The following is a 26,197-nucleotide window of genomic DNA, read 5'->3' as shown; positions in this document are numbered from 1 at the left end:
AATCATTCACATAAAAATGTGAATGATTTTTTCTATTTTTGTATAATTAATATATGAGTTGGTTTAAAAAAATATTTGGAAAAGATACTAAGGAGAACTTAGATAAAGGGCTGGAAAAATCCAATCGCTCTTTTTTTGATAAAATAGGGAGAGCTGTAGCTGGAAAAAGTAAGGTAGATGATGAAGTATTAGATGATTTGGAAGAGGTTTTAATATCATCAGATGTTGGTGTAGAAACAACAGTGAAAGTGATTAGAAGAATTGAAGAAAGAGTAGCTAGAGATAAATTTATGAATACCTCAGAATTAGATCAGATTCTGCGAGAAGAAATTATGAATTTATTGGCAGAAAATAAAGACTCTGATTCAGATTTTAGCCTTTCGGAAAATAAAAAACCCTATGTAATTATGGTAGTAGGGGTAAATGGAGTAGGTAAAACCACAACCATTGGTAAACTAGCTCACCAATTTAAACAGCAAGGAAAGAAAGTAGTACTTGGGGCAGCAGATACTTTTAGAGCAGCAGCAGTTGATCAATTAGTTATCTGGTCTGAAAGAGTAGGAGTTCCTATTATTAAACAAGAAATGGGCTCAGACCCCGCATCGGTAGCTTTTGATACTGTTCAATCAGCAAAAGCACAAAATGCTGATGTGGTATTGATAGATACTGCTGGACGTCTACACAATAAAATAAACCTCATGAATGAACTATCCAAAATTAAAAGAGTTATGCAAAAAGTAATTCCTGATGCTCCTCATGAAGTTTTATTAGTATTAGACGGATCTACCGGACAAAATGCATTTGAACAAGCTAAACAATTTACAGCAGCTACAGAAGTAACCTCATTGGCTATAACCAAGCTCGATGGAACAGCTAAAGGGGGAGTCGTCATAGGTATTTCAGATCAATTTAAAATTCCCGTAAAATATATAGGTGTAGGAGAGGGAATTAATGATTTACAACCCTTTAATAAATACGAATTTGTAGACAGTTTTTTTAAGAAAGGATAAATATTTACATAGAATAGATTTTTCAAAAGGAAGTTACTATCCGTAATTATTAAGAATTGAGTATAAGTTAATTTAACAGTTTAATATGCAGAAATCATTATATTTTATTTTTCTATTATTTTTGTCTTTTTCGTGTTATTCTCAGCAAAATATAGGAAAAAGTGAACAGCAGCTTGTTAAGATTATTTATTCAAATTATGGAGGAGGTTTAGGTTGGAGTGAAACTTTAGTAATTACACAGGATTCAGTTAACTATAATTCCAATTTATTTGCAACTAATAAAAAATCTAGGTTAGATACTACTATTTCTACAGATGATTGGAATAAATTAGTTTCATTTTTTGATTTAAAAACATTTAAATCTATTCATAACGGTCCCAGTAGATTACCAGTAGATGGAACAGATACAAAATACACCGTTATTTTAAATTCAGGGGAAAAATATTCCTTTGTTAATGGTAAAGATTTAAGTATAAATAAAAAAATAATTTCATTTTTAGATTTAATTCAATCTATAAAGAAAACAATAATTAATAAAATAAAAGAATGAAAAAAATAGCATATTTTTTATTTTTATTACTATTTTTCACCTCTTGTAAGAGTGCTTTTTCAGTATCAGAAAAAGAGATAATATATTCCGAGGCAGATTCTCCTGCCAAAGTTTTAAAAATTACCAATAAAAAAGATTCACTTATTTTAAGAACTTCATCAAAAAATATAAAAAATATAAAAAATATAAAAAATGAAGATTTATCTCAATTGGTAAAGAAATTGTACCTAACCATGGTAACAGAAGATGGAGTAGGGATTGCTGCACCTCAAATTGGAATTAACAGAAATGTTTTTTTGTTTTATCGTTTAGATCAAGAAGAAAAATCAGTGGAAGTAGCCATTAATCCCAGAATAATTTCACATTCTAAAGAATTAATTTGTTTTCAAAATGATGGGTGTTTATCAGTTCCGGGTAAATATGGAAATTCAAAACGATATTCATGGATAAAAGTGAAGTATATTGATCAAAACGGGAAAAAAGTTAAACAAAAATTTTATGGAGGTACCCGTTCAGGAGATTATACCGGAATTATTTTTCAGCATGAATTTGATCATATTAACGGGAAATTATATATAGATAAAATTTGTAATTAAATGATATGATTCAATTAAAGAAGATAGATGATGACTTTGCAAAAGATACTGTCAGACTGGAAGATAGAAATAACGGATTTGAAAAAAATTTCATAGGTAATTTTTTATCTAGAATATGGGCTTTATATGGACCACCCAATAGTATTTTATATGAGGGATTTAATTATACATTTCAAGAGAAATATTCCGGATTGATTTTTACCGCTTATTGTGGAGCTTGTGGTTTGGCATATGGAGGGAAATTAGAAGATGAAGAAGCATTAAAACCTATTATAGCTGAATTTGATAAATATTTGTCGCACGTTAAACCTGTTGATTGTGAAATATCCTTTGAAACTGATTTTGGAGTGACTAAGGTGGGGGCTAAAGATGGAATTCCATACGATATTTATGAAGAATAAGAGAAAATAACATGTTTCAGGATACGATTTGTGCACTAGCTACACCTCAGGGTTTAGGTGCTTTAGGCATTATACGGGTTTCGGGGAATAATTCAATAGATATAGTGAATTCGGTTTTTAAAGGGAAAGATCTTACAAAAGTACAATCACATAGTGTACATTACGGATACATTGTAGAGGAAGAAGAAATCATTGATGAAGTAATGGTATCTGTATTTCATGCCCCTAAAACATTTACAGCAGAAAATTTGGTCGAAATTACCTGTCACGGATCTCAATATATAGAACAACAGATAATATCATTATTGGTAAAAAAAGGATGTAGGTTGGCACTTGCCGGAGAATTTACCCAACGGGCTTTTCTGAATGGAAGAATAGATCTGAGCCAGGCAGAAGCAGTAGCAGATTTAATAGCTGCTGAAAACAAAGCAAGTCACGATATGGCTATTTCCCAGATGCGTGGTGGTTTTTCTTCCCTTTTAAAAGAGTTGCGAATAGAACTGCTGGATTTAGCTTCTTTATTGGAATTAGAGTTAGATTTTTCCGAAGAAGATGTCGAATTTGCAGACCGTTCTCAGTTGCTCAACTTAATGGATCGTATTCTCAATACAATACACCCTTTAATAGAATCTTTTTCTTATGGGAATGCAATAAAAAACGGAGTGCCTGTAACTATTTTAGGAAAACCGAACGCAGGGAAATCTACTTTATTAAATGCTTTATTACAGGAAGACCGAGCTATTGTGAGTGATATTGCCGGAACTACCCGAGATACGATTGAAGAATCCCTTATTATTCATGGTATTCAATTTAGGTTTATTGATACTGCCGGTTTGAGGGAGACTCAAGATACCATAGAAGCTATTGGGGTAGCTAAAGCATTAGAAAAAGCAAAACAGGCCTCTATAATTTTGTATCTGGTAGATATAGAACATCTAAATTGGGTTGAAGTTCAGGCTGATTTGAATAAATTTAGCAGAGATAATGTATATATTATAATTTGTTTGACTAAACAAGATAAAAATATCGATTTCAAAAATTCAAATATACCCGAAAATATAAATAAAAAATATACAATACTTACATTAGCTGTAAAAACTAATCCCGATCTTTCTATACTAAAAGAAAAAATGTTTTCATATATAGAAAAACAAAAAACAGCTACACAAACTATAGTAAATAATGCAAGGCATTTAAACGCATTGGTTCGTGCCGAAGAATCTTTGCTATTGAGCAAAGAAGGATTACAAAACGGATTAAGTAGTGAGCTGGTAGCAATTGACTTACGTCGGGCTTTGGAGGCGTTGGGCGAAATTGTAGGACAAGTATCTAACGATGAACTCCTCGGAAATATCTTTGGTAAATTTTGTATCGGAAAGTAATTAGTGATTTCAAACTCATATATTTTTTCGTAGAAAGCACGATTAATAAAGAGTTCTCAATGAAGTATTAGATTACTTTGTTTATAGAAAAATTTATTTAATGAGAATAGAATAGTTAAATGTAGGGTTTATAAAAAGAAAACTTGGATTTATAGTAAAGATTCATTTGTAAATAATGAAGAATCTAAACAATACCGAATTTATAAATTTACAGAAGGAGAAATAGTTGATATTATTATAGATTGGAATGAAGTTCCAAAAGATATGGTAAAAATAATCTACTATGATAAAAATGGAGATAAGATAATCGGTTATATGGTAACTTCTTCTCTACAGTTTTTGGAGGCTGGATGATTTTAGATTCTATATAATTTTAATTGATATAGAGATAAATAGAGTTATGAGATAAACAGTTTTTTGTACATTTGTATAAAACCTGTTTTTAAGAACTTTAATCTTATATCTTCTTTATTTTTTAAGAGTAAAAAGAATGATGAAGAAGTATCAACTATATCTTCACTTGCTCCTAAAATATTAAAAAAAGAAGAAGATATAGAGAAGATTCAACCATATTTAAATAAATTAAAAGATTCTATTAATGTTAAGAGGGTAAGTATTATGGTATTAAAAGGTTCATACATGAAATATTTAAACTAATCATATTAAATGAGACCTAAAGAAATTTTCTCAAAATTTGTTAATTCAAACACCAAAATTGATGTTGAAAAATTAAAGGAGAATAATCCTGAATTATGGAAGAAGTTAAAAAAACAATTTGATACAGGACGAGAGATTGTAGCTGTACAACTTAATAATGGTCTAGATAAGACTAATGAAAATACTTTGAGAGATTACTTAATGGAATATGCTGCCAGATTTCTTAAATATGGACCAATATCGTTTCCTTCTTCTTTCTACACACTAGAGCCTTTTTTTACTTATAATCATCATAATTCAATATTACAATTACATTCTGAAGAAGAATCATATGAAATTTCACTTATTGATTTTTTAGATTTTATTACTGATAAAAATTTCGATTTAGATAAAATTGATTTTTATGAAAATATTTTAGAAAATATAATTTATCATTTTTCATTTTCAACAGATTTTGATGAAATAAATTTCTCAAACAATGAAAATACTTTTTATGTAGGAGGATTATCTTTAATTCGTCAAGGTAATGAAGTGTCAATTTTAATACAAGCAGGTGAGTCCTTTAATAAGGAAGAATCTGAAGAATATTTCAAAAAAAATACTAGGAGCAGCTTAGAGCAATCATTACATCCTTTAAAGAAAACTTTAGGAATGAAACTTACAAATACAAATGATCCAAAAATTGTCTATTTCGAATAAAGAAACGACTTATGGGCTCATAATGTTGGAGTACTTTTTAACTTAGATAATAATAAAATAGATATTCGATTTGTAGCTCGAGATGATAATTTAAGTTATAAAATATTAACTGATGATTTTTATATGCTGTTATGTAGTCAAGGACAGTTATCAGAAAAAGATTTTAAAGAATTTTACGAAAATCATTTGAAAGAATTAAGTAATTATGATGCTGTTTTTGATTTAGCAAAATACTGTTTAGCTCTGCCATATTATATCTTTGAAAATGAAAATAGAATTGTAGATGTAACTTATGAAACAAATTTAAATAAAATCATTAAAGGGGGAATTTCTAAAAGGAAATATGCCTCTGTTCCTAGTGAATATAAAATTTTCGCAAAACCATTATATTATATAGAATCAAACAATCAAGCTGTAATTAAAAGTGAAGTATTAAATGATGAAAGTTTTAAAGTAGAGAAATCAGGATACTGGAAACGCTTAAAATTAAATGAAGAGGGGTTTGATAAAAAAGGTAATAAAATTATCGGAAAAACTTGGGTTGAACGTAATGATGTATATTATTCTGCTCCTAAAGGCATTACTAAAATTTCAAAAGTAGAAGTTTATGAAGGCGAAAATGCTGGATATATATACATAATGAGACAACCTGCATTTGAAGAAAATATTTTTAAAATAGGATTAACAAAAAGAACTACTGAACAAAGAAGTAAAGAGCTTTCAAACACAAGTTCTCCAGATAAGTTTTATGTGATAAATAAATATCATACAAGAGATTGTGTAGTAGCAGAACATCAAATTCATAAAGAATTAGAAATTTATAGATTATCTGATAGAAGAGAGTTTTTTAGATGTGATTTAAGAACAATTATGGATACCTGTGAAACAATTATTAATGAGATAAATAAATAGTATTTGCATAGAATCCTCAACATCAATTATTTTTCACTACTAAAAAGGTACTAATATTTATTATTTTTAATAGTGATAATTTTATATGGTTTTTACTAAATGTGTTACGACTTTCATATTAATATACTATTTATGTGTAGAGTTGATTTCTGTATCGGTAAATAGGCTGGGGCATAAAAAAGAATCCAAGAGAAACAATCAGAAAATAAAACCCTTTATACGTAAGGATTACAGGAATATTTTACTTTCCGATTATTTCCTATCCTATACTTATTCATCTAAAATTTTTATTGATTATTTATTAACTTTTTATCCTAAATTCTCCCAATCAATAAAGCCAGTCAAAAAAAGGATAAAGACACTAGTCATAGAAAGAGTTTGCGACTATTATCGGATTAATAAAAATGGTGGAAATCTATTTCTTAACCCTTTTTTCTTTCTCTTAGATTCCTATTATATGGCTATTAATCAAAAATGATCATCCAATTAATTATAATTTTATTTTCTCAATCTAACTAAAGTTGATGTATAATGAATATAAGATTAAGAAAACGAGAGCTGAAAGAAAAAGGACGATATGCCTTATACTTAGATATTTATGCCTATCAGAAACAATGGCAGGAGAATTTAAAACTCTACCTTGAAAACGACAAAGGAAATCCTACCCTTAGGCAGATGAACAAGCAAACTATGTCTGTTGCAGAAAAAATAAAAGTAGGAAGACTATTCCAGATACAAAACGATGTCTTTGGCTTTAAACAACTCGAAAAAATTTACAGAACGTTTAATGAATTCTTCTATGAATTATGGCAGGAAAGAGAAAGGACAGGCATAAACTTCGATAGTTGGGATAGTGTCTCTAAACACCTTAATAATTTCAATGAAAATATCCCATTCACACACTTAACAGAAAGATACTTGGAAGAATTCAAAGCCTATTTACTTACCAAAGTAAAAAACAATACTGCTTCCCAATATTTCAATATAATGAAGCATGCAGTACATGAAGCCTTTAGAAGAAAATTATTAAGAGAAGACCTCGCCAAACGAGTAAAATCTATAAAAACAGTAGATACCAAAAGAGAATTTCTAACAAAAGGAGAAATAGAGAGCCAGATACAAACCGAATGCTGGTACGATGTATTAAAACAAACCTTTTTATTTTCGTGCTTTACAAGATTACGTTGGTCAGATGTAAATAAATTAGTCTGGAAAGAAATCCAAATCATAAATGAAGTACATTATATTGCCTTCACCCAGAAGAAAACGAAGGACGCCGAATTACTACCTATTTCTGAAATAGCAGTAAAAACTATTAGGAGAAAGAAGAGAAGACGAAGATAGGGTATTTACAGGATTTAGATACAGTGATTATATGAATACAGCACTATTACAACGGTGTTTGAGAGCAGGAATTACTAAACATATTACCTTTCATTGTGCCAGATATACAAACGCCATTTTGTTTTTGAATAACGGAGTAGATATATTTACGGTATTAAAGATGTTAGGACATAAGGATTTAAAAACTACTTCTATTTAATTTATTTGAATGAAATTCAATAATAAGTTTTTTAGTTAGTAGAATAAAATAATTACATTCAGTTAAGATTATTGTTTTATCTTAGTTGTGGTAAAGAATGATAAAATAAGGGTTAAAAAGGATTAAAAATAGAGTAATTAACGAATATCAATATTTATAATATGAAAAATAAAAAATGTGAAAATTGGATAGTGAAAAATTGGAAGATTCTAAAATATAATATGAAAAATAAAAAATGTGAAAAATGGATAGTGAAAATTGGGATGATTCTAAGTATTTCATTGTTTTTATATTGTATAATATATATTTATACTTATTATTCTAATAATAATATCCTTTGGTATGTACCTGATAGTTTTAAAAAAGGAATGAAAGGAGAAAATATTAGTTTATCTCCAAATGAAGTAGGTGATTCAATAGGTGGAATATTGAGCCCAATAGTGGGTTTGTTAGCTTCTATTCTTACATTTATTGCGTTCTATATACAAAAAATCGCAAATAATGAAATCAAAGATCAATTTAAAATACAACAATTTGAAAATCAATTTTATGAAATGTTGCGACTTCATAAAGAGAATGTAAATGAGATAGAAATAAAAACAAATTCAGGTAAAGAGATAAGAGGTAGGTTAGTTTTTTATGAGATGAAAAAAGAATTGGAATTACTTTTAACCTTTATAAAAAATTATAATAGTAAATCTTTGTTAAATAGTGATTTATTTATTGAAGCCTATGATAAATTTTTTTGGGGATTTAATAATGAGAAAAAAATTTCAAAAAAATCATCTTCAAAAGTTGATTTTGATGATTCTTCTTCTTTCGAAGCAAAATTAATTAACTTAAAAGAGGGGAAAGAAGTGGAAGATTTTGATATAGTTAATTTAAAGAAAAATTTAAATATACCTTTATTAGAGGGTTATCATGCTTATTTAGGACATTATTATCGTCATTTGTTTCACACTGTAAAATTTATTGTAAATAAAAGGTTTCTAACTTATGAGATAAAACTTAATTATTTAAGGATTTTAAGAGCCCAATTATCAAACTATGAGCAAATAATGTTATTTTATAATTGGTTAAGTAAGTATGGTCGTGCATGGGAAAATAAAGAAAATCATTTTTTGACTGAGTATAAAATGATACATAATCTTTGGTATGAGGAATTATTGGAAGATGAGTATGTTATCAAAAAATTAAAAAAATTAGTTAAAGTATATAAAAAACGGCTTAAGTATTCAGATAATTTATTTGAGATGGGAGATAATAAACTTCAATAATAAAATTATATTTTCTAAACATTATAATTTCGGCTAGTTAGTTCACTTTAATTTTAAACATTAAAATCTTTTGGGGATTTTAAAGAAAAAATTTACTTTCTGCATTAAAAGTAACCAATCAAAATAAAGATAAATAAAAAATGAATTAAATATATTTATATCAAACAATTACATGCATTAATTCAGATTTTTCCAAAACCTTATTTTTTAATTTACTTTAAATATTTACCGTGTGTGTAAAAGAAAATATAATTTTGCTTCATTAATTCAACTGAAAAATTGATATGAATACTCTTTTATTATCCATAATAATAGGCTTAATCATAGGCTCTATTGATGTAGTGCCAATGATTATACAAAAGCTTCCTCGGTACTCGATTGTTGCTTCATTTTTGTTTTTCTTATTCATTTCTATAATTATATTTCACTCAAATATTCCTTATCTTGTGTGGTGGTTGCAAGGTGCAATAATTTCAATCGCAATGATGTCGCCCGTATTAATTCATGTAGGAGCTACAGATAGAAAACCAATTCTTATTATAGCTCTTAATACAATAATTCTGGGTACATTGATTAGTATTGCCAAATATTTTTTATTATAATAATATTAAAATGATTTTTCTAATTCAATCTTAAATATTGTCTATGTATTTTTACTAAAAAAATGGCTCATAAAAGTGTTTTTTTGGATATTCTTTTCGAATGCCACTCAATAAAGCCAAATTCCTTTATAATAAATCTTTCTTTTATAAAAATCTGTTAGCATATGATGAAAGAAAAAGTTTATTACATAAAAAAAACTGTTTACTATTGTGCATTTCATAATATTCAAGAGTCAAAAATGTTACAAGTATTATATAAAACTTATTGAAAATTATTTAAATTGGTTTTTTTTAAGATTTGGAAGTAGACTAGAGCAGGGGGCGCTAAGAGTAGGGCTAAAAAAACCGATATACATAGTAAAAAAGTCAGAGATAAATGTAATATACAGACAATGAAAAAAATAGCATTATTTTTTAAGATATTATTAATTACTCAGGGTTTTGGTCAAAATCAGTATGAAGAATTATCAGGAAATTATTTGTCAAATAGTAAAACGTGTAAGGCAAATTTATTTATAGAAAAAAAAGGCACCTATCAATTAAATATAAATGATAAATACAAAGATTCTGGACTAGTGCATATTTCCAAAAAAGAAAAAAAATTATACATAAATTTTGGAGATATAAGTTCCTTATATACAAAAGATACAATTTTTCTTCAGAATTCAGGGAATTCAATGAGTCCTTATATTCGTTTTGATAATTGTGATGAAAAATTTATTCAACTTATAAAAGCTAAAAATAAAAAAAGTAAATATTCAGAACTTATAAAAGATCTAGATAACGATAAAATTAAAGATACTATTTTTATAAGTGAAGAAGAAACAAGAATAATATGTAAACTTTCTTCTTGCAACTTTAAAGAGATTAAAAGTAAGAAACTTGACTTCTTAAATGAAAATTCCGGAATAGTTGATATAAAAAATGGATTTGAATTTTATAATAATTGGATGAGAGCAGGTTATAAAAACCAATTTAGATATAATCCTAAATTAAAAAAAATACAACTTATAGGAATGAGTAGGTTTGAATTTGGTCCGGCTAATAATGATGGGAGCGGAGAATCAAGTGTAAATCTGTTAACGAATCAGTATATAGGAAAATGGAGTTATTATGATGTAAATAAAGATTATTTAGTAAAGATGTCGGAAATCAGGGCAAAGATGATTTTCCCTAAAATATATTTAGAAGATTTTAGTAGTGACATATACTTTGATTATTCTGAAAAATGTTCAGAATTATACTCTAAAAAGAAGCAGGATTTATTAAATAAAAAAGAGTAAGAAAGAATTAGAGTTATAAAATTAATTTTCTAAAAAACAAAAACTCTAATAGTTGGTCCACTTTAACTTTAAAGAGTAAAATCATATAGGCAGATTTTAATGAAATGTTTGGTTTTAATAGAAAATATAATGTATATAGATCAAATAATAATTGATATTACTTGCTTAATTTTTTAATATTACAAATAAATTGAAGATAAACAAATTTTAATTTATAATATTTACCCTCTCATATTTGTTTACAAATATAAAAAGTTATAAAAAAAAGTAAGCTAGATAATAATCCCCCTTGGTTTAAGTATATGAAAATTAGGGGATATCTTTCTTTTATAACTTATAATAAGTGTATTGTTGGTAATAAAAAAAATAAAAAAATGGATTTTGACATTACCTTTAAATTATAAAATATAAGGTTGATAACAGGTTATTTATTCAGATAAGGAATAATATGGAAATTTATAAATAATGAGTGAAAAAATAGTTGATTATGGACATCAAAAAAAAACTATCTGAACGAATAAAAATGGAAGATATCGATGGAATACTTGAGATAACTCATACTAGTGATACTAAAAAGCAGGAGCTGTATAATATACTCATAGGCAAAGATGAAAAAATGGGTTGTCAAGCAGCGTGGATATTTACTCATTTTTCAGCACAAGATAATAAATGGCTATATAAAAAACAAAATGAGTTGATTGATACACTTTTGAATTGCAAACACGGAGGAAAACGAAGACTTATTCTTAGTTTACTCTATAAACAACCCTTTATGGAACCAATAAGAGTCGATTTTCTTGATTTTTGTTTAGAACGAATAATTACAGTAAAAGAATTAGCCGGAGTACAATCTCTTTGTATAAAAATTGCTTATGAATTATGTCGTCCTTTTCCAGAACTGATTCAAGAACTGAAATCAATACTAGAAATGATGGAAGGAGACTTATCTCCGGCAATTCTGAATGTTCGAAAAAGCATACTGAAAGCTATTCAAAATGGAAAAAGCTTGCAAAAAATTTAACCTTTTTTAGAAATGTAAACTAAGGTAATGAACCTATAAATTTTTGCAGATTTTTATAAATTAACAATTATTGTAATGTTGCAAAATTTATCATTGTTAAATATCCAGTTCCGAACCTTTAATAAATAAAAAATGGTACAAAGAAAATATAATATATAGATTAAAATGAGGATACTGTAAATAAAACCTTATTTAGCGGACAATCAAAATCTATTTTTAATATTTTCCGTATAAGTTATTATCAAATTAATTAAGATAAACTTTAATTTAATAGATCATCATTTCGTTCTTCTTATTATATTCTATACTCTTTTCACCATAAGCCCATATATTAAATCGTTCATTATTAATAATAAATTCAAAACTGATAAATTAAATATTTTTTATAGATTATAAGTTAGCTTCATAAAAATTTTACAATTATCTATAGAAAAATATAAAAATTTAAAAAATAAAGTAATTCAATAAAAAAAGAATATATAACAGACTTTATAACTAAAAAAAATTCTAGATACTAAAAATTACAAATTTTCATTATTAATCATATATTTAATAAAAGTATAGGTGTATGTATAATATTTTATATTATATAATTATAAAAAACAGTGAATATTAAGTAGAAGGCATGATTTTTGTATCTTTAATAGCCTTATATTTATTTTCCTCTCAAGACATTACAGAATAATCACAGTTACCCCAAAAATATCCACTGAAACATTTTAATTTTTTAATATAATGAAGAAAAATTGGTTAGTTTTCCTTTTTGCATTAAATGCATTTGTCCTTTTTGGTCAAATAGGAATAGGTACGCAAAATCCTGATAAATCATCACTTTTAGAAATAAGTGCTACTGATAAAGGCTTTTTGCCACCAAGAGTAAATCTTACTTCTGTAAAAGATGTAACGACCATACAAAACCCCGCAATTGGTTTACTTATTTATGAACCTGATGGTTTTACAGAGACAATTGGAGCGGTAGTATATAATAGAGAAGCAGGAGTTTATATGTATAACGGAAATGAATGGCAAAGACTTTTAACTGGTGATAGTTCTTCTCCTATAGAAGGAAGGAACCTTGTTGGGGTAAAAATTGCCATTAATCAATCAGGGGATGTTACTTTAAGTGGATCTCAATCCTATGGATTGTTGCTTCAAAATTCATCTGTAACTATAAATCCTAAGTTTGTTAAAGGAATTTGGCCTTCAGAATCTAGCAGTCCAACAGATATTCTTTCTGAAAAAAATGGAGATTCAGGAGCTTTACTTTTTGAAAATAAATTAAATAACCAGGCAAATTTTTTTAGGATCAATTTTGAATACACTATTAAACAAAAAAAACCAGTTTCTACCGGTTTTTTTAATATTTCCATTACCTCTATAGCCTCAGGAGAGGTTATTTATTCTGATGAAATATTAGTTCCCGGAGGAACAGATGTGGGTAGAAATATACCATTTCAGCTATTTTTTCCAACGATTTCAGATGCAAATTCAATAAAATCAGGATATAAAATTACTTTTAATGTAGATACTGCAGGATCTACAGAATTATCTAATAATATTGGAATTACTATGAAAGATATATTAAGAATAAACTAGTCGATTTATAAGGTTAAATAAAATGCGATTATTTCCATATTAATAAACTACAGTATAAGAGGGAAAACTAATTAGTAATTAAATTATCAATAGTTTATCTTTAATTAAGAAAAACGAGAGATAGGTAACTATACTATAATAGTGTACCTTTGCTATATGAAAGAAGAAAATCAAAGCAAAAATATACTATCTCATTTAGGAATTGAAAGTCTGAATGCTATGCAGTTAGCGACTAAGGACGCGGTAATGAAAGAGTCTGAAGTTGAAGTGTTATCACCCACAGGTTCTGGAAAAACACTGGCTTTTTTAACCCCTATTTTACAATTGCTCAATGAAAGCCTGTCCGATGTACAAGCTTTGGTGGTTGTACCTTCACGAGATTTGGCTTTACAGATAGAGCAGGTTTGGAAAAAAATGGGAACTTCATTTAAGGTGAATGTTTGTTATGGAGGGCATTCTATGAATACAGAATTGAAAAATTTAAATACTCCTCCGGCTCTGCTTATCGGAACCCCTGGAAGGCTCTATGATCATATAGAAAAGAAAACTTTTGATACATCTTTCGTTAAAATTTTGATACTAGACGAATTTGATAAATCTCTTCAATTAGGTTTTCATGAGGAAATGAGGAAAATTATCGAAAAACTTCCTAATCTAAAAAAGAAAATTCTTCTTTCTGCAACCTCTGATGTTGAGATTCCTGATTTTGTTGGAATGAAATCACCTTTATTACTTTCATATTTAAAAGAAGATAAAAAAGAATCACTTACAATTAAATTGGTTTTATCTCCAGAAAAAGATAAAATAAAAACATTGATTTTTCTTATTTGCTCGTTGAACTCAGAGCCTGCTTTAATTTTCTGTAATCACAGAGAAGTGACAGAAAGAGTTAGTGAATTTTTAAATAAAAATGGAATATTTTCCGGGTATTATCATGGAGGAATGGATCAAGAAGAAAGAGAACGTATTTTAATTCAGTTTCGTAACGGAAGTTTAAATTATTTGGTGACTACAGATCTTGCTGCACGCGGATTGGATATTCCAGAAATGAATCATGTAATTCATTACCATATTCCGGGAAAAGAAAGCGAATTTATCCATCGTAACGGACGTACAGCTCGTATGCAGGCGAAGGGAAACGCCTATATTATACAATATAAAGAAGAACCATTACCCGATTATATTAACAATCATGTAGATATCTTATCTGTAAGTAACAAGAACCCATTGCCAAAACTTCCTGAATATAAAACGATTTATATAAGTGGAGGAAAAAAAAATAAATTGAATAAAGGAGATATTGTAGGGTTCTTTTTACAAAAAGGGAAGCTTGAAAAAAATGATGTAGGAATAATTGAAGTAAAAGATTTTATTTCTTTTGCAGCTGTGCGAAAATCTTCCGTTAAAACATTGTTGGAAAATGTAAGAGGGGAAAAAATGAAAGGTAAAAAATATAAAATTGAAATAGCTAGGAATGTAATTAAAAAAGAAGATTAAAAAATATAATTATTTTTTTTAATTATTATTTAATATAAATTTTCAATAAAAAAAAGCATCTATTATTAGATGCTTTTTTATTGAGCGGAAGACGAGGGTCGAACTCGCGACATTCAGCTTGGAAGGCTGACGCTCTACCAACTGAGCTACTTCCGCTTATTTTCATTGCAATTTTACAACTTTTTTTCTATACATCAGTAATTTTATTCATTTTTTTTATGAGTGGAATAAAAAAAATAAATTTAAATTATTGGCTTGTAGTGTTTTATTGAGAAAATAAAAATTTTAAAATAAAGGATATATGCCTTTTAATAATTTTTAAATTTAAAATTATAAAACTATTTTTTCTCCCTGCACCGGAAATATTAATTTAATTCCATATACATTATTCTCTTGAAGTTCTTTTTTAATAGTATCGATATTATTTCCCGAAGGTTTTAAATGAGTTATAATAACAGGCAGATTTTTTAAGTGATCTTTACCGGCATATGTGGCTAATTTACCAAGCTCTTCCTGTAAAAGAGCAGGGGTTAAATGTCCAAATAAAGAAGTTTCAGGCTGAGAATTGGGGAAGGATACTTCTATTAAAATAGCCAGTAATCGATGTTGGATAAGTAAAGGAGAAATACTTTTCCAAAGTATATCCAGTTGATTACTTTTTTCTATACGGTCGGCCCCGGTATCTCCTAAATATAAAATAGATTTTTGATCAGAGTTGATTAAAACGGCAGAACCTATATAGGGATTTCCATGGCTTAATTGGAAGATTTGTCCTTGAAGATGCGTGTTTTCTATTTTAAATTTTTCTAGAGGATTTAAAGAGATATATTTATATTTATTCAATATCGGAGGGTTTCCTTCATTGGCAAAATTGATCCAAGGACCGTTAGTGAAATAAAAATTTTTTAATATATCGATTACCGGAGAAAGCCCATAAATGTTTTTTGGATTATCTTCCGGAGAGTTAATAATTAATCCATCCAAATGATCTAAATGACCATGAGAAATAAAATATCCCTTAATATACTTTTTCAACACAGTATCTGAACTGACTTTAAAAGTTCCTTTCATAATAGCTTTATCTATTCCGGCGTGTAAGGAACCTGCATCCAGAGATATAAATTCATTTTTATCTTTTTCACCTAATAAATAAGCAGATAAATTACTTTCATCTCTTCCTCCATATATCCCTAAGGGAATAAGATCGAAATTTTGAGCTTGAATAAATGAAAAAGATAATATAAATATAAAGAATACAGAAGAGTATGATTTCATTTTGAAAAGTTAAATATGTACAGCGAAAATAATACAAAGAGTTTTTCTATAAAAATAAAAAATCATAAATTAAAATTGTCACTCATATTATGAAATGTCAAAAAAATAAGAAAAAAATTTTTTATAAATAATTCATAAAAATATGTAATACAAGTGTATAGCTACATATGGGGCTATATATAGCAAGAAAAAAAGATCTTTTAAGAAAGGATAAAATAAAGGGAATCCCTATTTAGAAAAAATATTGTATTTTTGTAACCTAGAAACAAGTTTTTGTAGGTTTAACTTCTCCGTCAGTTTTCCAGCCATTATTTGTAATTTATAACAAAAAAATAACTATTTAGGTAGTTAAAATACATTATGACATTTAAAGATTTAAAAATTATTGAGCCTATTTTACGAGCTCTTAAAGAACAAAGATATTTAACCCCGACCCCAATACAACAAAAAGCTATCCCCATATTATTACAAAAAAAAGATATATTAGGTTGTGCCCAAACTGGTACAGGTAAAACTGCTGCCTTTTCAATTCCGATAATTCAATTGTTAAGTCTAGAAAGAAATAAAAATAACAAGGATAGAGAAATTAAAGCACTAATTTTAACCCCCACACGGGAGTTAGCAATTCAAATTAATGATAGTTTTACAAAATATAATAAATATTTAGATATAAAACATACAGTAATTTTTGGAGGGGTAAAACAAAAAATTCAAGTTGATAACCTTCAAAAAGGGATTGAGGTTTTAATAGCAACTCCAGGTCGTTTATTAGACTTAATTCAACAAGGATTTATACAACTGAATAAAATTAAGTATTTTGTTTTAGATGAAGCTGATCGAATGTTGGACATGGGATTTATACACGATATTAAACGAATATTGCCTAAACTTCCTAAAGAGAAACAAACTTTGTTTTTTTCAGCGACTATGCCTCCGGTAATTTCAGGTTTGGCAAATTCTATATTACATAATCCTGTAAAAATAAAAGTAACTCCGGTTTCATCCACAGCAGATACTATTAAACAATCTATTTACTTTGTTGAAAAACTAGAAAAAAAAGATTTATTAATCAAGCTAATAAAAGAAACCGATAAAAAATCCATATTGGTTTTTACAAGAACTAAATATGGGGCAGATAAAATTGCCCGAGTATTATGTAAAGCAAAAATAAATTCTGAAGCCATTCATGGAGATAAATCGCAGAATTCAAGACAAAGAGCACTAATAAATTTTAAAACAGGCAAAACACAAGTTCTGGTAGCTACAGATATTGCGGCCCGAGGAATAGATATTCATGAATTGGAATGGGTAATTAATTATGATTTGCCTAATGTTCCGGAAACTTATGTTCATAGGATTGGAAGGACAGGCAGAGCCGGTAATAATGGAACGGCAATATCTTTTTGTGCTCAAGATGAGAGACCTTACTTGAAAGAGATTCAAAAGTTAATTGGAAAAAAGATAAAGGTAATTTCTTCAGAATTAGAGATTGTTTAGTATACAGGTATGATTTTGAAAAACCTGCTTTATGAAACCATGAAGCAGGTTTTTTATTTTAGATAAAAGAGTTAGTATGATTTACAGATAGTACTATAAATTTTCATGTTTTTTTATGATAAAAAAGTATAATTATACAATATTAAATGTGGTTAATTCATTATATAATAAGTATTTATAAAAATATTTTTTGAATATTAAAATATTTTTATATTTAAGCAAAAAATAAATGATTATATATGCTTTACCATTAACACAAATAATAACAGAAACATTTACAAGTTTTGAATTATTATTAGCAGCTACACCCGTGTTGTTGTTAATTCTGCTTTTAGGTATATTAAAAATGGATGGGGAAAAAAGTGCGATCTTTACTTTAATTGTTACCATATTTATAGCTGTATGGGGATATCATTATTCTTTATCAGAAATCGGATTAACGTTAGTTTATGGCGTATTAAAAGCTATTTTTCCAATACTCATTATTATATTAATGGCAATTTTCAGCTATAATGTGCAAGTATATACCCAAAAAATGGAAGTTATTAAAGATCAGTTTTCATCAATTTCAACGAATAAAAGTATTCAAGTGCTATTATTAACTTGGGGGTTTGGAGGTCTTTTAGAAGGAATGGCAGGTTTTGGGACAGCTGTTGCCATTCCAGCTGCTATTTTAATCAGTTTAGGATTTAAGCCTATTTTTTCAGCTGTTGCCAGTTTAATTGCTAACAGTGTAGCTACGGGTTTTGGAGCAGTAGGAACGCCTATAATAGTATTAGCCAGAGAAATAGGAATGTCAGAACATTTGCAATCGATAAGTTCTGATGTAGTAATACAATTATCTGTATTAATGTTTTTAATTCCTTTTATATTAGTAACTCTTACAGACCGAAGATTAAATTCTATCCCTAGAAATATTTTTTTAAGTCTATTGGTAGGAGGAATTTCTTTAATAGTGCAGTATTTTTCAGCTTTGCTTATAGGAGCAGAAACCCCTGCTATCTTAGGGAGCTTAGCTTCAATTATTGTAATTATAGCTATTGGTAAAATAACGGAGACAAAAAAAAGTGAAAATAAAGTAATAAAAAAACATTCTTACAAAGAAATAATTCAAGCTTGGAGTATATATGGTTTAATATTAATTTTTATATTATTGACAGGACCTTTATTATCGATTAAAAAATCTTTAGACCCTATAGTTTCCTATACATTTAATCTAAATATTTATGATGCTATTTCGCAAACAGATAAAATCAGACATATTAAAATTTCTTTAATAGATACTGGGGTATTGTTATTTTTAGGTTCTATTTTAGGAGGATTGATACAAGGAGCTCGTTTAAAAGATTTATTATCTTTATTAGTGAAAACCCTATTACAACTTAAAAAAACCGTAATTACTGTAAGTGGTTTGATTACTTTATCTACTATAATGGATTTTTCTGGAATGATTGGAGTTTTAGGGGTTTCCTTAGCTACTACAACTGGTTTTTTATATCCTTTATTTGCACCTTTGATCGGTTGTTTGGGAACTTTCCTTACGGGTAGTGACACTTCATCTAATATACTGTTTGGAAAATTACAAACTACTGTAGCAGATAGAATAGGTGCAGATAAAGGATGGCTGGCAGCTGCTAATGCTTCCGGGGCAACAGGAGGTAAAATTATATCCCCACAAAGTATTGCGGTTGCAACTTCTTCTTGTGGACAACAAGGAAAAGAAGGGGAGATAATGAAAAAAGCATTTCCTTATGCGCTACTTTATATTATTGTAGCCGGATTGATTGTTTATTTTGGTGGGTAAACATAAAAAAATATGATAAAATTTATATTAAATAATTTTTTAAAAACTATATATACGCTTTTAAATTAAGAGAATTATTTTTTACCATATCTTCATTAAATTATATGATATGTATTTAATTTAATTTTATAATTAATCTGTATTTTTACATAAAATATGTATATTTATTTATTAATTAAGTGTAATTTGATTTGTTTTATAACAAATAATTTTTAAGTATAATTGTACCGAAATTTTAAGATAGATTTTAAATATAAAAATAATAAATAAAGAATTATGAAAAAAATATCTTTGGCATTAGCTTTTTTTATAGGATGTTCTTATATGTTTTGTCAGTTGGCAATTGTAAAAAATGTAGGAGATTTTACTACCCTCAGAGTTTTCGATAAAATACCTGTTGAGTTAATTTCTTCTTCTGAATGTAAAGTAGAAATAACGGGAACTAAAAATGGAGATGTGCAAGTAATAAATAAAAATGGTGAATTAAAGATAAGAATGACCACACTAAAACTTTTAGCAGGAGATAATGTAAAAGTAAAAGTTTATTATAAACAGTTAAAAGATATTCAAGCAAGTGAAGGTGCTGTGATAAAAAGTAATGACAGGATCGAAGAAGGATCATTATCCTTAAATGTGAAAGAAGGAGCCAAAATAGAATTAGAAATAGAAGTTCAAAGATTAAAGGCTAATATAAACACAGGGGGAGAAATATATCTTACAGGAGAGTCAAAAGAGCAAGATATTGTTATTACTTCAGGTGGAAATTATTATTCAAAAGACTTAGATACCCAAAAAACGATGATTGCAATTAATGCAGGAGGAAATGCAGAGGTAAATGTTTCAGAAACTCTAGAAGCTAAAACTCGTGCTGGAGGTGTAATTGATGTTTATGGACGACCTAAACATGTAAACAAAAAAACACTTGCCGGGGGAAAAATAAATATAAATTAAATATATGAAAAAGTATTAAATATTGTTGTATTATATTAGTATAGGTTGTAAATTTACCTCCCTTTTCAAAAAAGGAATTAGAATATTAGTTTAATTAGTTTAGTTTAGATTGTAGCTAAAGAAATTAATTCTTTTGCTACAATTTTTTATTTAAAAGAAAGAGATTTTCTCACTCTTTGTAAAGTTTTATCTGCAATTTTTTTCGTTTTTTCTGCACCATCACATAATATTTCTTCCAATAAAGGCAAATGGTTCATATAATAATTATATTTTTCCCGAGCCTCTCCAAATTCTCTTAAAAGAACCTCTAATAGAGCTTTTTTAGCATGCCCATATCCATATCCTCCAGCTAAATAATTTTCTCTCATAATTTCAGTTTCTTCAGGTGTGGCTACCAGTTTATATATTGAAAAAGCGTTACAAGTATCAGGATTTTTAGGCTTTTCTAAAGGAGTAGAGTCTGTTACAATTGACATAATTTGCTTTTTCAATTCTTTTTCCGGAGCAAAAATTTGTAGAGTATTTCCACGAGATTTGCTCATTTTATTTCCGTCAATTCCTGGAACATACATAGTATTTTGTTGTAATTTAGATTCAGGAAGTACTAAAACATCCCCGTGAATGTTATTAAATTTTTGAGCAACATTTCGTGTCATCTCTAAGTGTTGCAACTGATCTTTTCCAACTGGTACAACTTGAGCATCATATAATAGAATGTCTGCAGCCATCAACATGGGATAAGTAAATAAACCTGAATTAACATCTTCTAATCGATCTGCTTTATCTTTAAAACCATGAGCCAAAGCTAATCTGCTATATGGGAAATAACATAATAAATACCACATTAATTCGGTTACCTGAGGTATATCTGATTGACGATAAAAAAAGGTTTTAGATGTATCTAAACCACAAGCCAGCCATGTAGCAGCAATTTCATATGTATTTTTTTTAAGTACTTCAGCATCTTTAATCTGAGTCATTGAATGTAAATTAGCAATGAAAAAGAATGATTCATTTTCTGAATTTTTACTTAATTGAATTGCTGGAACTATAGCGCCTAACAAATTACCTAAATGAGGAGTCCCGGTGCTTTGTATACCTGTTAATATTCTCATAAATTACTACTTAAAATACAAAATTACACATTATAGGATTTAAAACTGTTGTGTTAAAAATAATTATTTTTATTATGCTAGATAGTATTAAGTTTATAATCTTTATTTAAACCATTCTTTAGGAAAAACTTTAGGTCTGAAAAAATATGTCCAAGCTAAAATAATGGCTCCGATAGTGATAGAAGAATCTGCTACATTAAATATATAATTAAAGAATTGTATTTTTTTTCCACCCCAAATAGGAAACCAATCAGGGAGAAAAGTATCTATTAAAGGAAAACGTAACATATCCACCACACAACCTCCAAAAAGCGGAGCATAACCTTTAAAATTCAATTTAGAAATCCCTGAATATTCTAACCATTCTCCTGAAACGGAATTATATGTGGTACCTGAATCAAATATGACTCCATAAAAAATACTGTCAATCAAATTTCCGATAGCACCTGCAAAAATTAATCCGGCAGGAATAATAAAAAACCAAGAAGTTGCTTTTTTGGACCATTTATTTATATAATAAGCCATAAAACCAATTAAGACAAATCGTAACAAGCTTAATCCTATTTTCCCTAAAAAACCTCCTAATTGTACTCCATAGGCCATTCCCGGATTTTCAACATAAGAAAAGTAAAACCAATTAAATACTTTTACTTCATCATGTAGACTAAAGTGTGTTTTAATATAAATTTTAGAAGCTTGGTCAATTAAAAGGATAATAAAGGTTATCCATAAAACTTTTTTCATTCTATTGCTGCATATTTTTAGCTTCTATACTTAAGGTAGCATGAGGTACTGCTTTTAATCGTTCTTTACTGATTAATTTACCGGTTATTCTACAAATTCCATAGGTTTTATTTTCAATTCTTATTAAGGCATTTCGCAAATCCCTTAAAAATTTTTCCTGACGGGCAGCTAACTGTGCATTACTTTCTTTACTCATGGTTTCAGAGCCTTCTTCAAAAGCTTTAAAAGTTGGAGAAGTATCATCTGTCCCATTATTCAGGTCATTAACAAATGCTTCTTTAAGCATAGTTAAATCATTTTCGGCTTTTTCTATTTTGTCTAAAATGATAGTTTTAAATTCTTCCAGTTCTTCGTCAGAGTATCTTAATTTTTCTTCGGACATAGGTTTAAGTTTTTTTGAGTAAAATAGTTATTTTTATGTCATTAATATCTAATTCATTTCCATTTAAAATAGTATTAGAAAATACTATATCCTGAGTTAAGGTTTCTGAACAGATATATTCTTTATTTTGACTAACAGCGTTTTCAATTTCTTTATTGGACTGGATTTCTAGATAAATTCTATCTGTAACTTCTAGTCCCTGGTTTTTTCGTAGGTTTTGAATTTTATTTACTAATTCTCTGGCTATTCCTTCAGATATTAAATCTGGAGTGAGGGATATATCCAGAGCTACAGTTAGTTTACCGTCAGAAATCATGGTCCATCCGGTAACATCCTGTGTTCGTATTTCTACATCATCTAAAGTTAATTTATAACCTTGTACCATGATACTTCCCTGAGCTTCAAAATCCTGAATTTGAGCATTAGTAAAGGTATTTAATTCTTCAGATACTTTTTTTAGATCTTTTCCTAATTTAGGTCCTAAAGTTTTGAAATTTGGTTTTAGTGCTTTACTAATAATATCTGAAGATTTTTTAGAATCTAATAATTGTATTTCTTTAACATTTACTTCTTGTTTAATGAGAGTAGATACAGATTCTATAATTTTTTGGGTTTGTAGATCTAAAACTGGAATTATAATTTTTTGTAATGGCTGACGTACTTTTATATTTTCTTTTTTTCGTAAAGAGAAAACCATACTAGTTATCTGCTGAGCAATATGAGTTTCTTTAAGTAATGATTCATTTATTTCAGAAGTATTTTTCTTAGGAAAATCTGATAGATGAACAGACTCAAAAGATTCTTTATGTGTTATATTATTAAGGTCTTGATATAGTCTGTCTGAAAAGAAAGGAGCTATAGGAGACATTAATTTAGATACTGTAATTAAACATTGGTAAAGGGTTTGATAAGCAGATATTTTATCAGTTGAGTATTCTCCCTTCCAAAAACGTCTTCTTGAAAGTCTTACATACCAGTTGCTTAAATTATCTATTACAAAGCTATTTATTGTTCGAGCCGCTTTAGTAGGTTCATAGTCAGAGAGATATTCATCTACTTCTCCTATTAAAATATTTAATTCAGAAAGTATCCATTGGTCCAGTTCATTTCTTTCATGGAAAGGAATGTCATTTTCATCATACTTAAATTTATCTACATTGGCATATAGGGCAAAGAAAGAGTAAGTATTATAGAGTGTTCCAAATATTTTACGTCTTACTTCATCTATTCCTTCTAAATCGAAACGAAGATTATCCCAAGGTTGGGCATTAGATATCATATACCAACGGGTAGCATCGGGACCATACATGGCTAAAGTTTCAAATGGTTCCACTGCATTTCCCTTACTTTTGGACATTTTATTTCCGTTTTTGTCTAAGACTAGACCATTAGAAACAACATTTTTAAAGGTAATGCTATCAAATACTAAGGTTCCTATGGCATGTAAAGTATAGAACCATCCGCGAGTTTGATCTACTCCTTCACAGATAAAATCGGCTGGATAAAATTGATTATTATCAATAAGTTGTTTGTTTTCAAAAGGATAGTGCCATTGGGCATAAGGCATGGAACCTGAATCAAACCAAACGTCAATCAAATCATTTTCCCGTTTCATGGGTTTTCCGGATTTGGAAACAAGAATTATGGCATCTACAATATTTTTATGAAGATCTATTTTTTCATAATTTTCTTCTGAAAAATCGTTTATGATAAAGTCTTTGAAAGGATTATTCTGCATAAATCCTGCTTCGATAGATTCTTCTATTTTATGGATAAGTTCTTCTAGGGAACCAATTATAATTTCTTCTTTTTTATCTTCAGTCCTCCATATTGGTAGCGGAATTCCCCAATACCTAGATCGAGAAAGATTCCAGTCGTTAGCATTTTCAAGCCAATTACCAAACCTTCCTTCACCTGTAGCTTTAGGCTTCCAATTGATGGATTGGTTAAGTTCTGTCATTCTTTTTCGAACTTCGGGAATTTTTATGAACCAAGAGTCTAATGGATAATATAAAATAGGGGTGTCTGTTCGCCAACAATGTGGATAGTTGTGAACATATTTTTCCACTTTAAATGCTTTGTTTTCTATTTTTAATAAAATAGCTATTTCTACATCTATAGATTTTTCTGGAGCTTCACCGGGTTTATAATATTCATTTTTTACATATTTATTTCTAAATCCTTCCGGTAAAGATTCAATATATTTTCCTTGTAGATTTACCAGTGGCACCGGATTGTTGTTTTCATCCAAAACAAGTAAAGGAGGTACACCTTGTTCTTTAGATACACGTGCATCGTCTGCCCCAAACGTAGGGGCTGTATGAACTATTCCGGTTCCGTCTTCTGTCGTTACAAAATCTCCTTCTATTACAACAAAAGCATTTTCAGCATCTTTATATGGTAAAGCCCATGGAAGTAATTGCTCATATTTAATACCTAAAAGTTCTTTTCCTTTGTATTCTTTAAGAATCTTGTACGGAATTTCTTTGGTTTCTGAAGAAAAGCTTTTGAATTTTTCTTCAGATTCGGTTAGTTTGAATTTTTTTCCAAACTGATAGTTTATAAGATTTTTAGCTAATATTACATTTATTGGTTCAAAAGTATATTGATTGAAAGTTTTAATTAATACATAATCGATATTAGATCCAACAGTGAGGGCAGTATTAGATGGTAGTGTCCAAGGAGTAGTCGTCCAGGCAAGAAAATAAACGGCTCCTTCAACAGAATCAAATAGGGACGTAGTATCTTTTTTTGCTTTGAATTGTGCTACAATAGTTGTATCGGTAACATCTCGGTAACATCCGGGCATATTTAACTCATGAGAAGATAAGCCGGTTCCTGCTTTAGGAGAATAAGGCTGTACGGTATATCCTTTGTATAGTAGTTTTTTATTGTAAATTTCTTTTAATAACCACCATACACTCTCCATGTATTTGGATTGATATGTTATATAAGGGTGTTTAAGATCTACCCAATAACCTATTTTTTCTGTTAAGGTGTTCCATACATCCGTATACCTCATAACAGCCTCTTTGCAGGCTTTGTTATATTCTTCTACTGATATTTTTTTTCCAATATCTTCTTTAGTGATGCCTAATTCTTTTTCTACGCCTAATTCTACAGGCAGTCCATGTGTGTCCCAACCGGCTTTTCTAAATACTTGTTTGCCTTTTAGGGTTTGGTAACGACAAAAAATGTCTTTGATTGTGCGTGCCATGACATGGTGTATTCCAGGCATACCATTTGCAGATGGAGGTCCTTCAAAAAAAACATATTTAACTTTTCCCTCACGACGTTCAACACTTTTCTGAAAAGTATGGTTTTGTTTCCAAAATTTTAAAACATCATCCGCAATTTTTATAAGGTCTAATCCGCTATATTCTTGAAATTTACTGTTCATTTT

Annotated in this window: 23 protein-coding genes and 1 tRNA gene; 18 read left to right on the top strand and 6 right to left on the bottom strand. The window is 28.5% G+C overall.

The window, feature by feature from the left end:
• The first annotated feature begins 53 nt into the window (after positions 1–53).
• The 15 genes from ftsY (at position 54) to C4S76_RS00200 (ending at position 15,026) form a co-directional block, all read left to right on the top strand.
• The gene (gene ftsY / locus C4S76_RS00275; protein WP_105191522.1) at positions 54–1,010 is read left to right on the top strand and encodes a signal recognition particle-docking protein FtsY; all 957 of its coding nucleotides are present in this window, start codon (positions 54–56) and stop codon (positions 1,008–1,010) included.
• An 85-nt stretch (positions 1,011–1,095) separates the two neighbouring features.
• A complete protein-coding gene (locus tag C4S76_RS00270) occupies positions 1,096–1,560 on the top strand; it encodes a hypothetical protein (protein WP_105191520.1) in 465 nt (154 codons plus the stop codon).
• Positions 1,557–2,156 (top strand): peptide deformylase, encoded by a 600-nt coding sequence (def, locus tag C4S76_RS00265; RefSeq protein WP_105191519.1) that lies wholly within the window; start codon positions 1,557–1,559, stop codon positions 2,154–2,156. Before C4S76_RS00270 ends, def begins: the two co-directional genes overlap by 4 nt.
• Before the next feature lie 5 nt (positions 2,157–2,161).
• Entirely contained in the window at positions 2,162–2,557 is a 396-nt protein-coding gene (locus tag C4S76_RS00260; RefSeq protein ID WP_105191517.1) for a hypothetical protein, read from the top strand.
• Between the two features lie 11 nt (positions 2,558–2,568).
• Complete coding sequence (mnmE, locus tag C4S76_RS00255) at positions 2,569–3,939, top strand: tRNA uridine-5-carboxymethylaminomethyl(34) synthesis GTPase MnmE (RefSeq protein WP_105191515.1); 1,371 nt, start codon at positions 2,569–2,571, stop codon at positions 3,937–3,939.
• Between the two features lie 666 nt (positions 3,940–4,605).
• Positions 4,606–5,295, top strand: a complete 690-nt coding sequence (locus C4S76_RS00245) for a hypothetical protein (protein WP_105191511.1) — start codon at positions 4,606–4,608, stop codon at positions 5,293–5,295.
• A gap of 123 nt (positions 5,296–5,418) precedes the next feature.
• Complete coding sequence (locus tag C4S76_RS00240) at positions 5,419–6,207, top strand: GIY-YIG nuclease family protein (RefSeq protein WP_105191509.1); 789 nt, start codon at positions 5,419–5,421, stop codon at positions 6,205–6,207.
• A gap of 531 nt (positions 6,208–6,738) precedes the next feature.
• Entirely contained in the window at positions 6,739–7,551 is an 813-nt protein-coding gene (locus C4S76_RS00235) for a site-specific integrase (protein ID WP_105191507.1), read from the top strand.
• Positions 7,552–7,582: 31 nt separating this feature from the next.
• Positions 7,583–7,750, top strand: coding sequence for a tyrosine-type recombinase/integrase (locus tag C4S76_RS00230; RefSeq protein ID WP_105191505.1), 168 nt, complete (start codon positions 7,583–7,585; stop codon positions 7,748–7,750).
• 221 nt (positions 7,751–7,971) lie between these two features.
• Positions 7,972–9,027 carry a putative phage abortive infection protein gene (locus C4S76_RS00225; RefSeq protein ID WP_181044000.1) on the top strand — a complete coding sequence of 352 codons (1,056 nt, stop codon included), beginning with the start codon at positions 7,972–7,974 and terminating at the stop codon, positions 9,025–9,027.
• A 347-nt stretch (positions 9,028–9,374) separates the two neighbouring features.
• Positions 9,375–9,629, top strand: a complete 255-nt coding sequence (locus tag C4S76_RS00220) for a hypothetical protein (protein WP_221404958.1) — start codon at positions 9,375–9,377, stop codon at positions 9,627–9,629.
• A gap of 392 nt (positions 9,630–10,021) precedes the next feature.
• Complete coding sequence (locus C4S76_RS00215) at positions 10,022–10,912, top strand: hypothetical protein (RefSeq protein WP_105191499.1); 891 nt, start codon at positions 10,022–10,024, stop codon at positions 10,910–10,912.
• 487 nt (positions 10,913–11,399) lie between these two features.
• Positions 11,400–11,933 (top strand): hypothetical protein, encoded by a 534-nt coding sequence (locus C4S76_RS00210; protein WP_105191497.1) that lies wholly within the window; start codon positions 11,400–11,402, stop codon positions 11,931–11,933.
• Positions 11,934–12,668: 735 nt separating this feature from the next.
• Positions 12,669–13,529: a hypothetical protein gene (locus tag C4S76_RS00205; RefSeq protein ID WP_105191495.1), complete on the top strand. Its 861-nt coding sequence runs from the start codon at positions 12,669–12,671 to the stop codon at positions 13,527–13,529.
• 156 nt (positions 13,530–13,685) lie between these two features.
• A complete protein-coding gene (locus C4S76_RS00200; protein WP_105191493.1) occupies positions 13,686–15,026 on the top strand; it encodes a DEAD/DEAH box helicase in 1,341 nt (446 codons plus the stop codon).
• An 83-nt stretch (positions 15,027–15,109) separates the two neighbouring features.
• Here the strand turns inward: C4S76_RS00200 and C4S76_RS00195 are convergent.
• Both C4S76_RS00195 and C4S76_RS00190 read right to left on the bottom strand, forming a co-directional pair.
• Positions 15,110–15,182, bottom strand: a tRNA-Gly gene (locus C4S76_RS00195).
• Between the two features lie 174 nt (positions 15,183–15,356).
• Complete coding sequence (locus C4S76_RS00190) at positions 15,357–16,301, bottom strand: MBL fold metallo-hydrolase (RefSeq protein WP_105191491.1); 945 nt, start codon at positions 16,299–16,301, stop codon at positions 15,357–15,359.
• 360 nt (positions 16,302–16,661) lie between these two features.
• Between C4S76_RS00190 and C4S76_RS00185 the strand changes: the two genes are divergently transcribed.
• The 3 genes from C4S76_RS00185 to C4S76_RS00175 all read left to right on the top strand — a co-directional run bounded on the left by C4S76_RS00185 (position 16,662) and on the right by C4S76_RS00175 (position 20,553).
• Positions 16,662–17,798, top strand: a complete 1,137-nt coding sequence (locus C4S76_RS00185; RefSeq protein ID WP_105191489.1) for a DEAD/DEAH box helicase — start codon at positions 16,662–16,664, stop codon at positions 17,796–17,798.
• A gap of 229 nt (positions 17,799–18,027) precedes the next feature.
• Positions 18,028–19,602, top strand: coding sequence for an L-lactate permease (locus tag C4S76_RS00180; protein WP_181043998.1), 1,575 nt, complete (start codon positions 18,028–18,030; stop codon positions 19,600–19,602).
• Between the two features lie 276 nt (positions 19,603–19,878).
• Positions 19,879–20,553, top strand: coding sequence for a head GIN domain-containing protein (locus C4S76_RS00175; RefSeq protein WP_105191487.1), 675 nt, complete (start codon positions 19,879–19,881; stop codon positions 20,551–20,553).
• 146 nt (positions 20,554–20,699) lie between these two features.
• Here C4S76_RS00175 and trpS read toward each other — a convergent pair whose 3' ends face one another.
• From trpS to ileS, 4 genes are all read right to left on the bottom strand, one after another.
• Positions 20,700–21,668, bottom strand: a complete 969-nt coding sequence (gene trpS / locus C4S76_RS00170) for a tryptophan--tRNA ligase (protein WP_105191485.1) — start codon at positions 21,666–21,668, stop codon at positions 20,700–20,702.
• Between the two features lie 102 nt (positions 21,669–21,770).
• Positions 21,771–22,412, bottom strand: a complete 642-nt coding sequence (locus tag C4S76_RS00165; protein WP_105191483.1) for a lipoprotein signal peptidase — start codon at positions 22,410–22,412, stop codon at positions 21,771–21,773.
• Position 22,413: 1 nt separating this feature from the next.
• Positions 22,414–22,794, bottom strand: a complete 381-nt coding sequence (locus C4S76_RS00160) for a TraR/DksA family transcriptional regulator (protein ID WP_105191481.1) — start codon at positions 22,792–22,794, stop codon at positions 22,414–22,416.
• Positions 22,795–22,798: 4 nt separating this feature from the next.
• Complete coding sequence (ileS, locus tag C4S76_RS00155; RefSeq protein ID WP_105191479.1) at positions 22,799–26,194, bottom strand: isoleucine--tRNA ligase; 3,396 nt, start codon at positions 26,192–26,194, stop codon at positions 22,799–22,801.
• Positions 26,195–26,197 lie beyond the last annotated feature (3 nt).

The sequence above is a fragment of the Apibacter adventoris genome (assembly GCF_002964965.1).
GTDB lineage: Bacteria > Bacteroidota > Bacteroidia > Flavobacteriales > Weeksellaceae > Apibacter > Apibacter adventoris.
The sequence above is the reverse complement of the archived record's forward strand: the minus strand, read 5'-3'. Positions and strand labels throughout refer to the sequence as shown.

Coding starts and splice junctions, on each gene's coding strand:
- C4S76_RS00190 (WP_105191491.1), bottom strand. CDS start 16,301: ATGAAATCATACTCTTCTGTATTCTTTATATTTATATTATCTTTTTCA.
- C4S76_RS00270 (WP_105191520.1), top strand. CDS start 1,096: ATGCAGAAATCATTATATTTTATTTTTCTATTATTTTTGTCTTTTTCG.
- C4S76_RS00185 (WP_105191489.1), top strand. CDS start 16,662: ATGACATTTAAAGATTTAAAAATTATTGAGCCTATTTTACGAGCTCTT.
- C4S76_RS00225 (WP_181044000.1), top strand. CDS start 7,972: ATGAAAAATAAAAAATGTGAAAAATGGATAGTGAAAATTGGGATGATT.
- ileS (WP_105191479.1), bottom strand. CDS start 26,194: ATGAACAGTAAATTTCAAGAATATAGCGGATTAGACCTTATAAAAATT.
- C4S76_RS00205 (WP_105191495.1), top strand. CDS start 12,669: ATGAAGAAAAATTGGTTAGTTTTCCTTTTTGCATTAAATGCATTTGTC.
- trpS (WP_105191485.1), bottom strand. CDS start 21,668: ATGAGAATATTAACAGGTATACAAAGCACCGGGACTCCTCATTTAGGT.
- C4S76_RS00230 (WP_105191505.1), top strand. CDS start 7,583: ATGAATACAGCACTATTACAACGGTGTTTGAGAGCAGGAATTACTAAA.
- def (WP_105191519.1), top strand. CDS start 1,557: ATGAAAAAAATAGCATATTTTTTATTTTTATTACTATTTTTCACCTCT.
- C4S76_RS00260 (WP_105191517.1), top strand. CDS start 2,162: ATGATTCAATTAAAGAAGATAGATGATGACTTTGCAAAAGATACTGTC.
- C4S76_RS00200 (WP_105191493.1), top strand. CDS start 13,686: ATGAAAGAAGAAAATCAAAGCAAAAATATACTATCTCATTTAGGAATT.
- C4S76_RS00175 (WP_105191487.1), top strand. CDS start 19,879: ATGAAAAAAATATCTTTGGCATTAGCTTTTTTTATAGGATGTTCTTAT.
- ftsY (WP_105191522.1), top strand. CDS start 54: ATGAGTTGGTTTAAAAAAATATTTGGAAAAGATACTAAGGAGAACTTA.
- mnmE (WP_105191515.1), top strand. CDS start 2,569: ATGTTTCAGGATACGATTTGTGCACTAGCTACACCTCAGGGTTTAGGT.
- C4S76_RS00245 (WP_105191511.1), top strand. CDS start 4,606: ATGAGACCTAAAGAAATTTTCTCAAAATTTGTTAATTCAAACACCAAA.
- C4S76_RS00220 (WP_221404958.1), top strand. CDS start 9,375: ATGATTATACAAAAGCTTCCTCGGTACTCGATTGTTGCTTCATTTTTG.
- C4S76_RS00215 (WP_105191499.1), top strand. CDS start 10,022: ATGAAAAAAATAGCATTATTTTTTAAGATATTATTAATTACTCAGGGT.
- C4S76_RS00160 (WP_105191481.1), bottom strand. CDS start 22,794: ATGTCCGAAGAAAAATTAAGATACTCTGACGAAGAACTGGAAGAATTT.
- C4S76_RS00210 (WP_105191497.1), top strand. CDS start 11,400: ATGGACATCAAAAAAAAACTATCTGAACGAATAAAAATGGAAGATATC.
- C4S76_RS00240 (WP_105191509.1), top strand. CDS start 5,419: ATGCTGTTATGTAGTCAAGGACAGTTATCAGAAAAAGATTTTAAAGAA.
- C4S76_RS00235 (WP_105191507.1), top strand. CDS start 6,739: ATGAATATAAGATTAAGAAAACGAGAGCTGAAAGAAAAAGGACGATAT.
- C4S76_RS00180 (WP_181043998.1), top strand. CDS start 18,028: ATGATTATATATGCTTTACCATTAACACAAATAATAACAGAAACATTT.
- C4S76_RS00165 (WP_105191483.1), bottom strand. CDS start 22,412: ATGAAAAAAGTTTTATGGATAACCTTTATTATCCTTTTAATTGACCAA.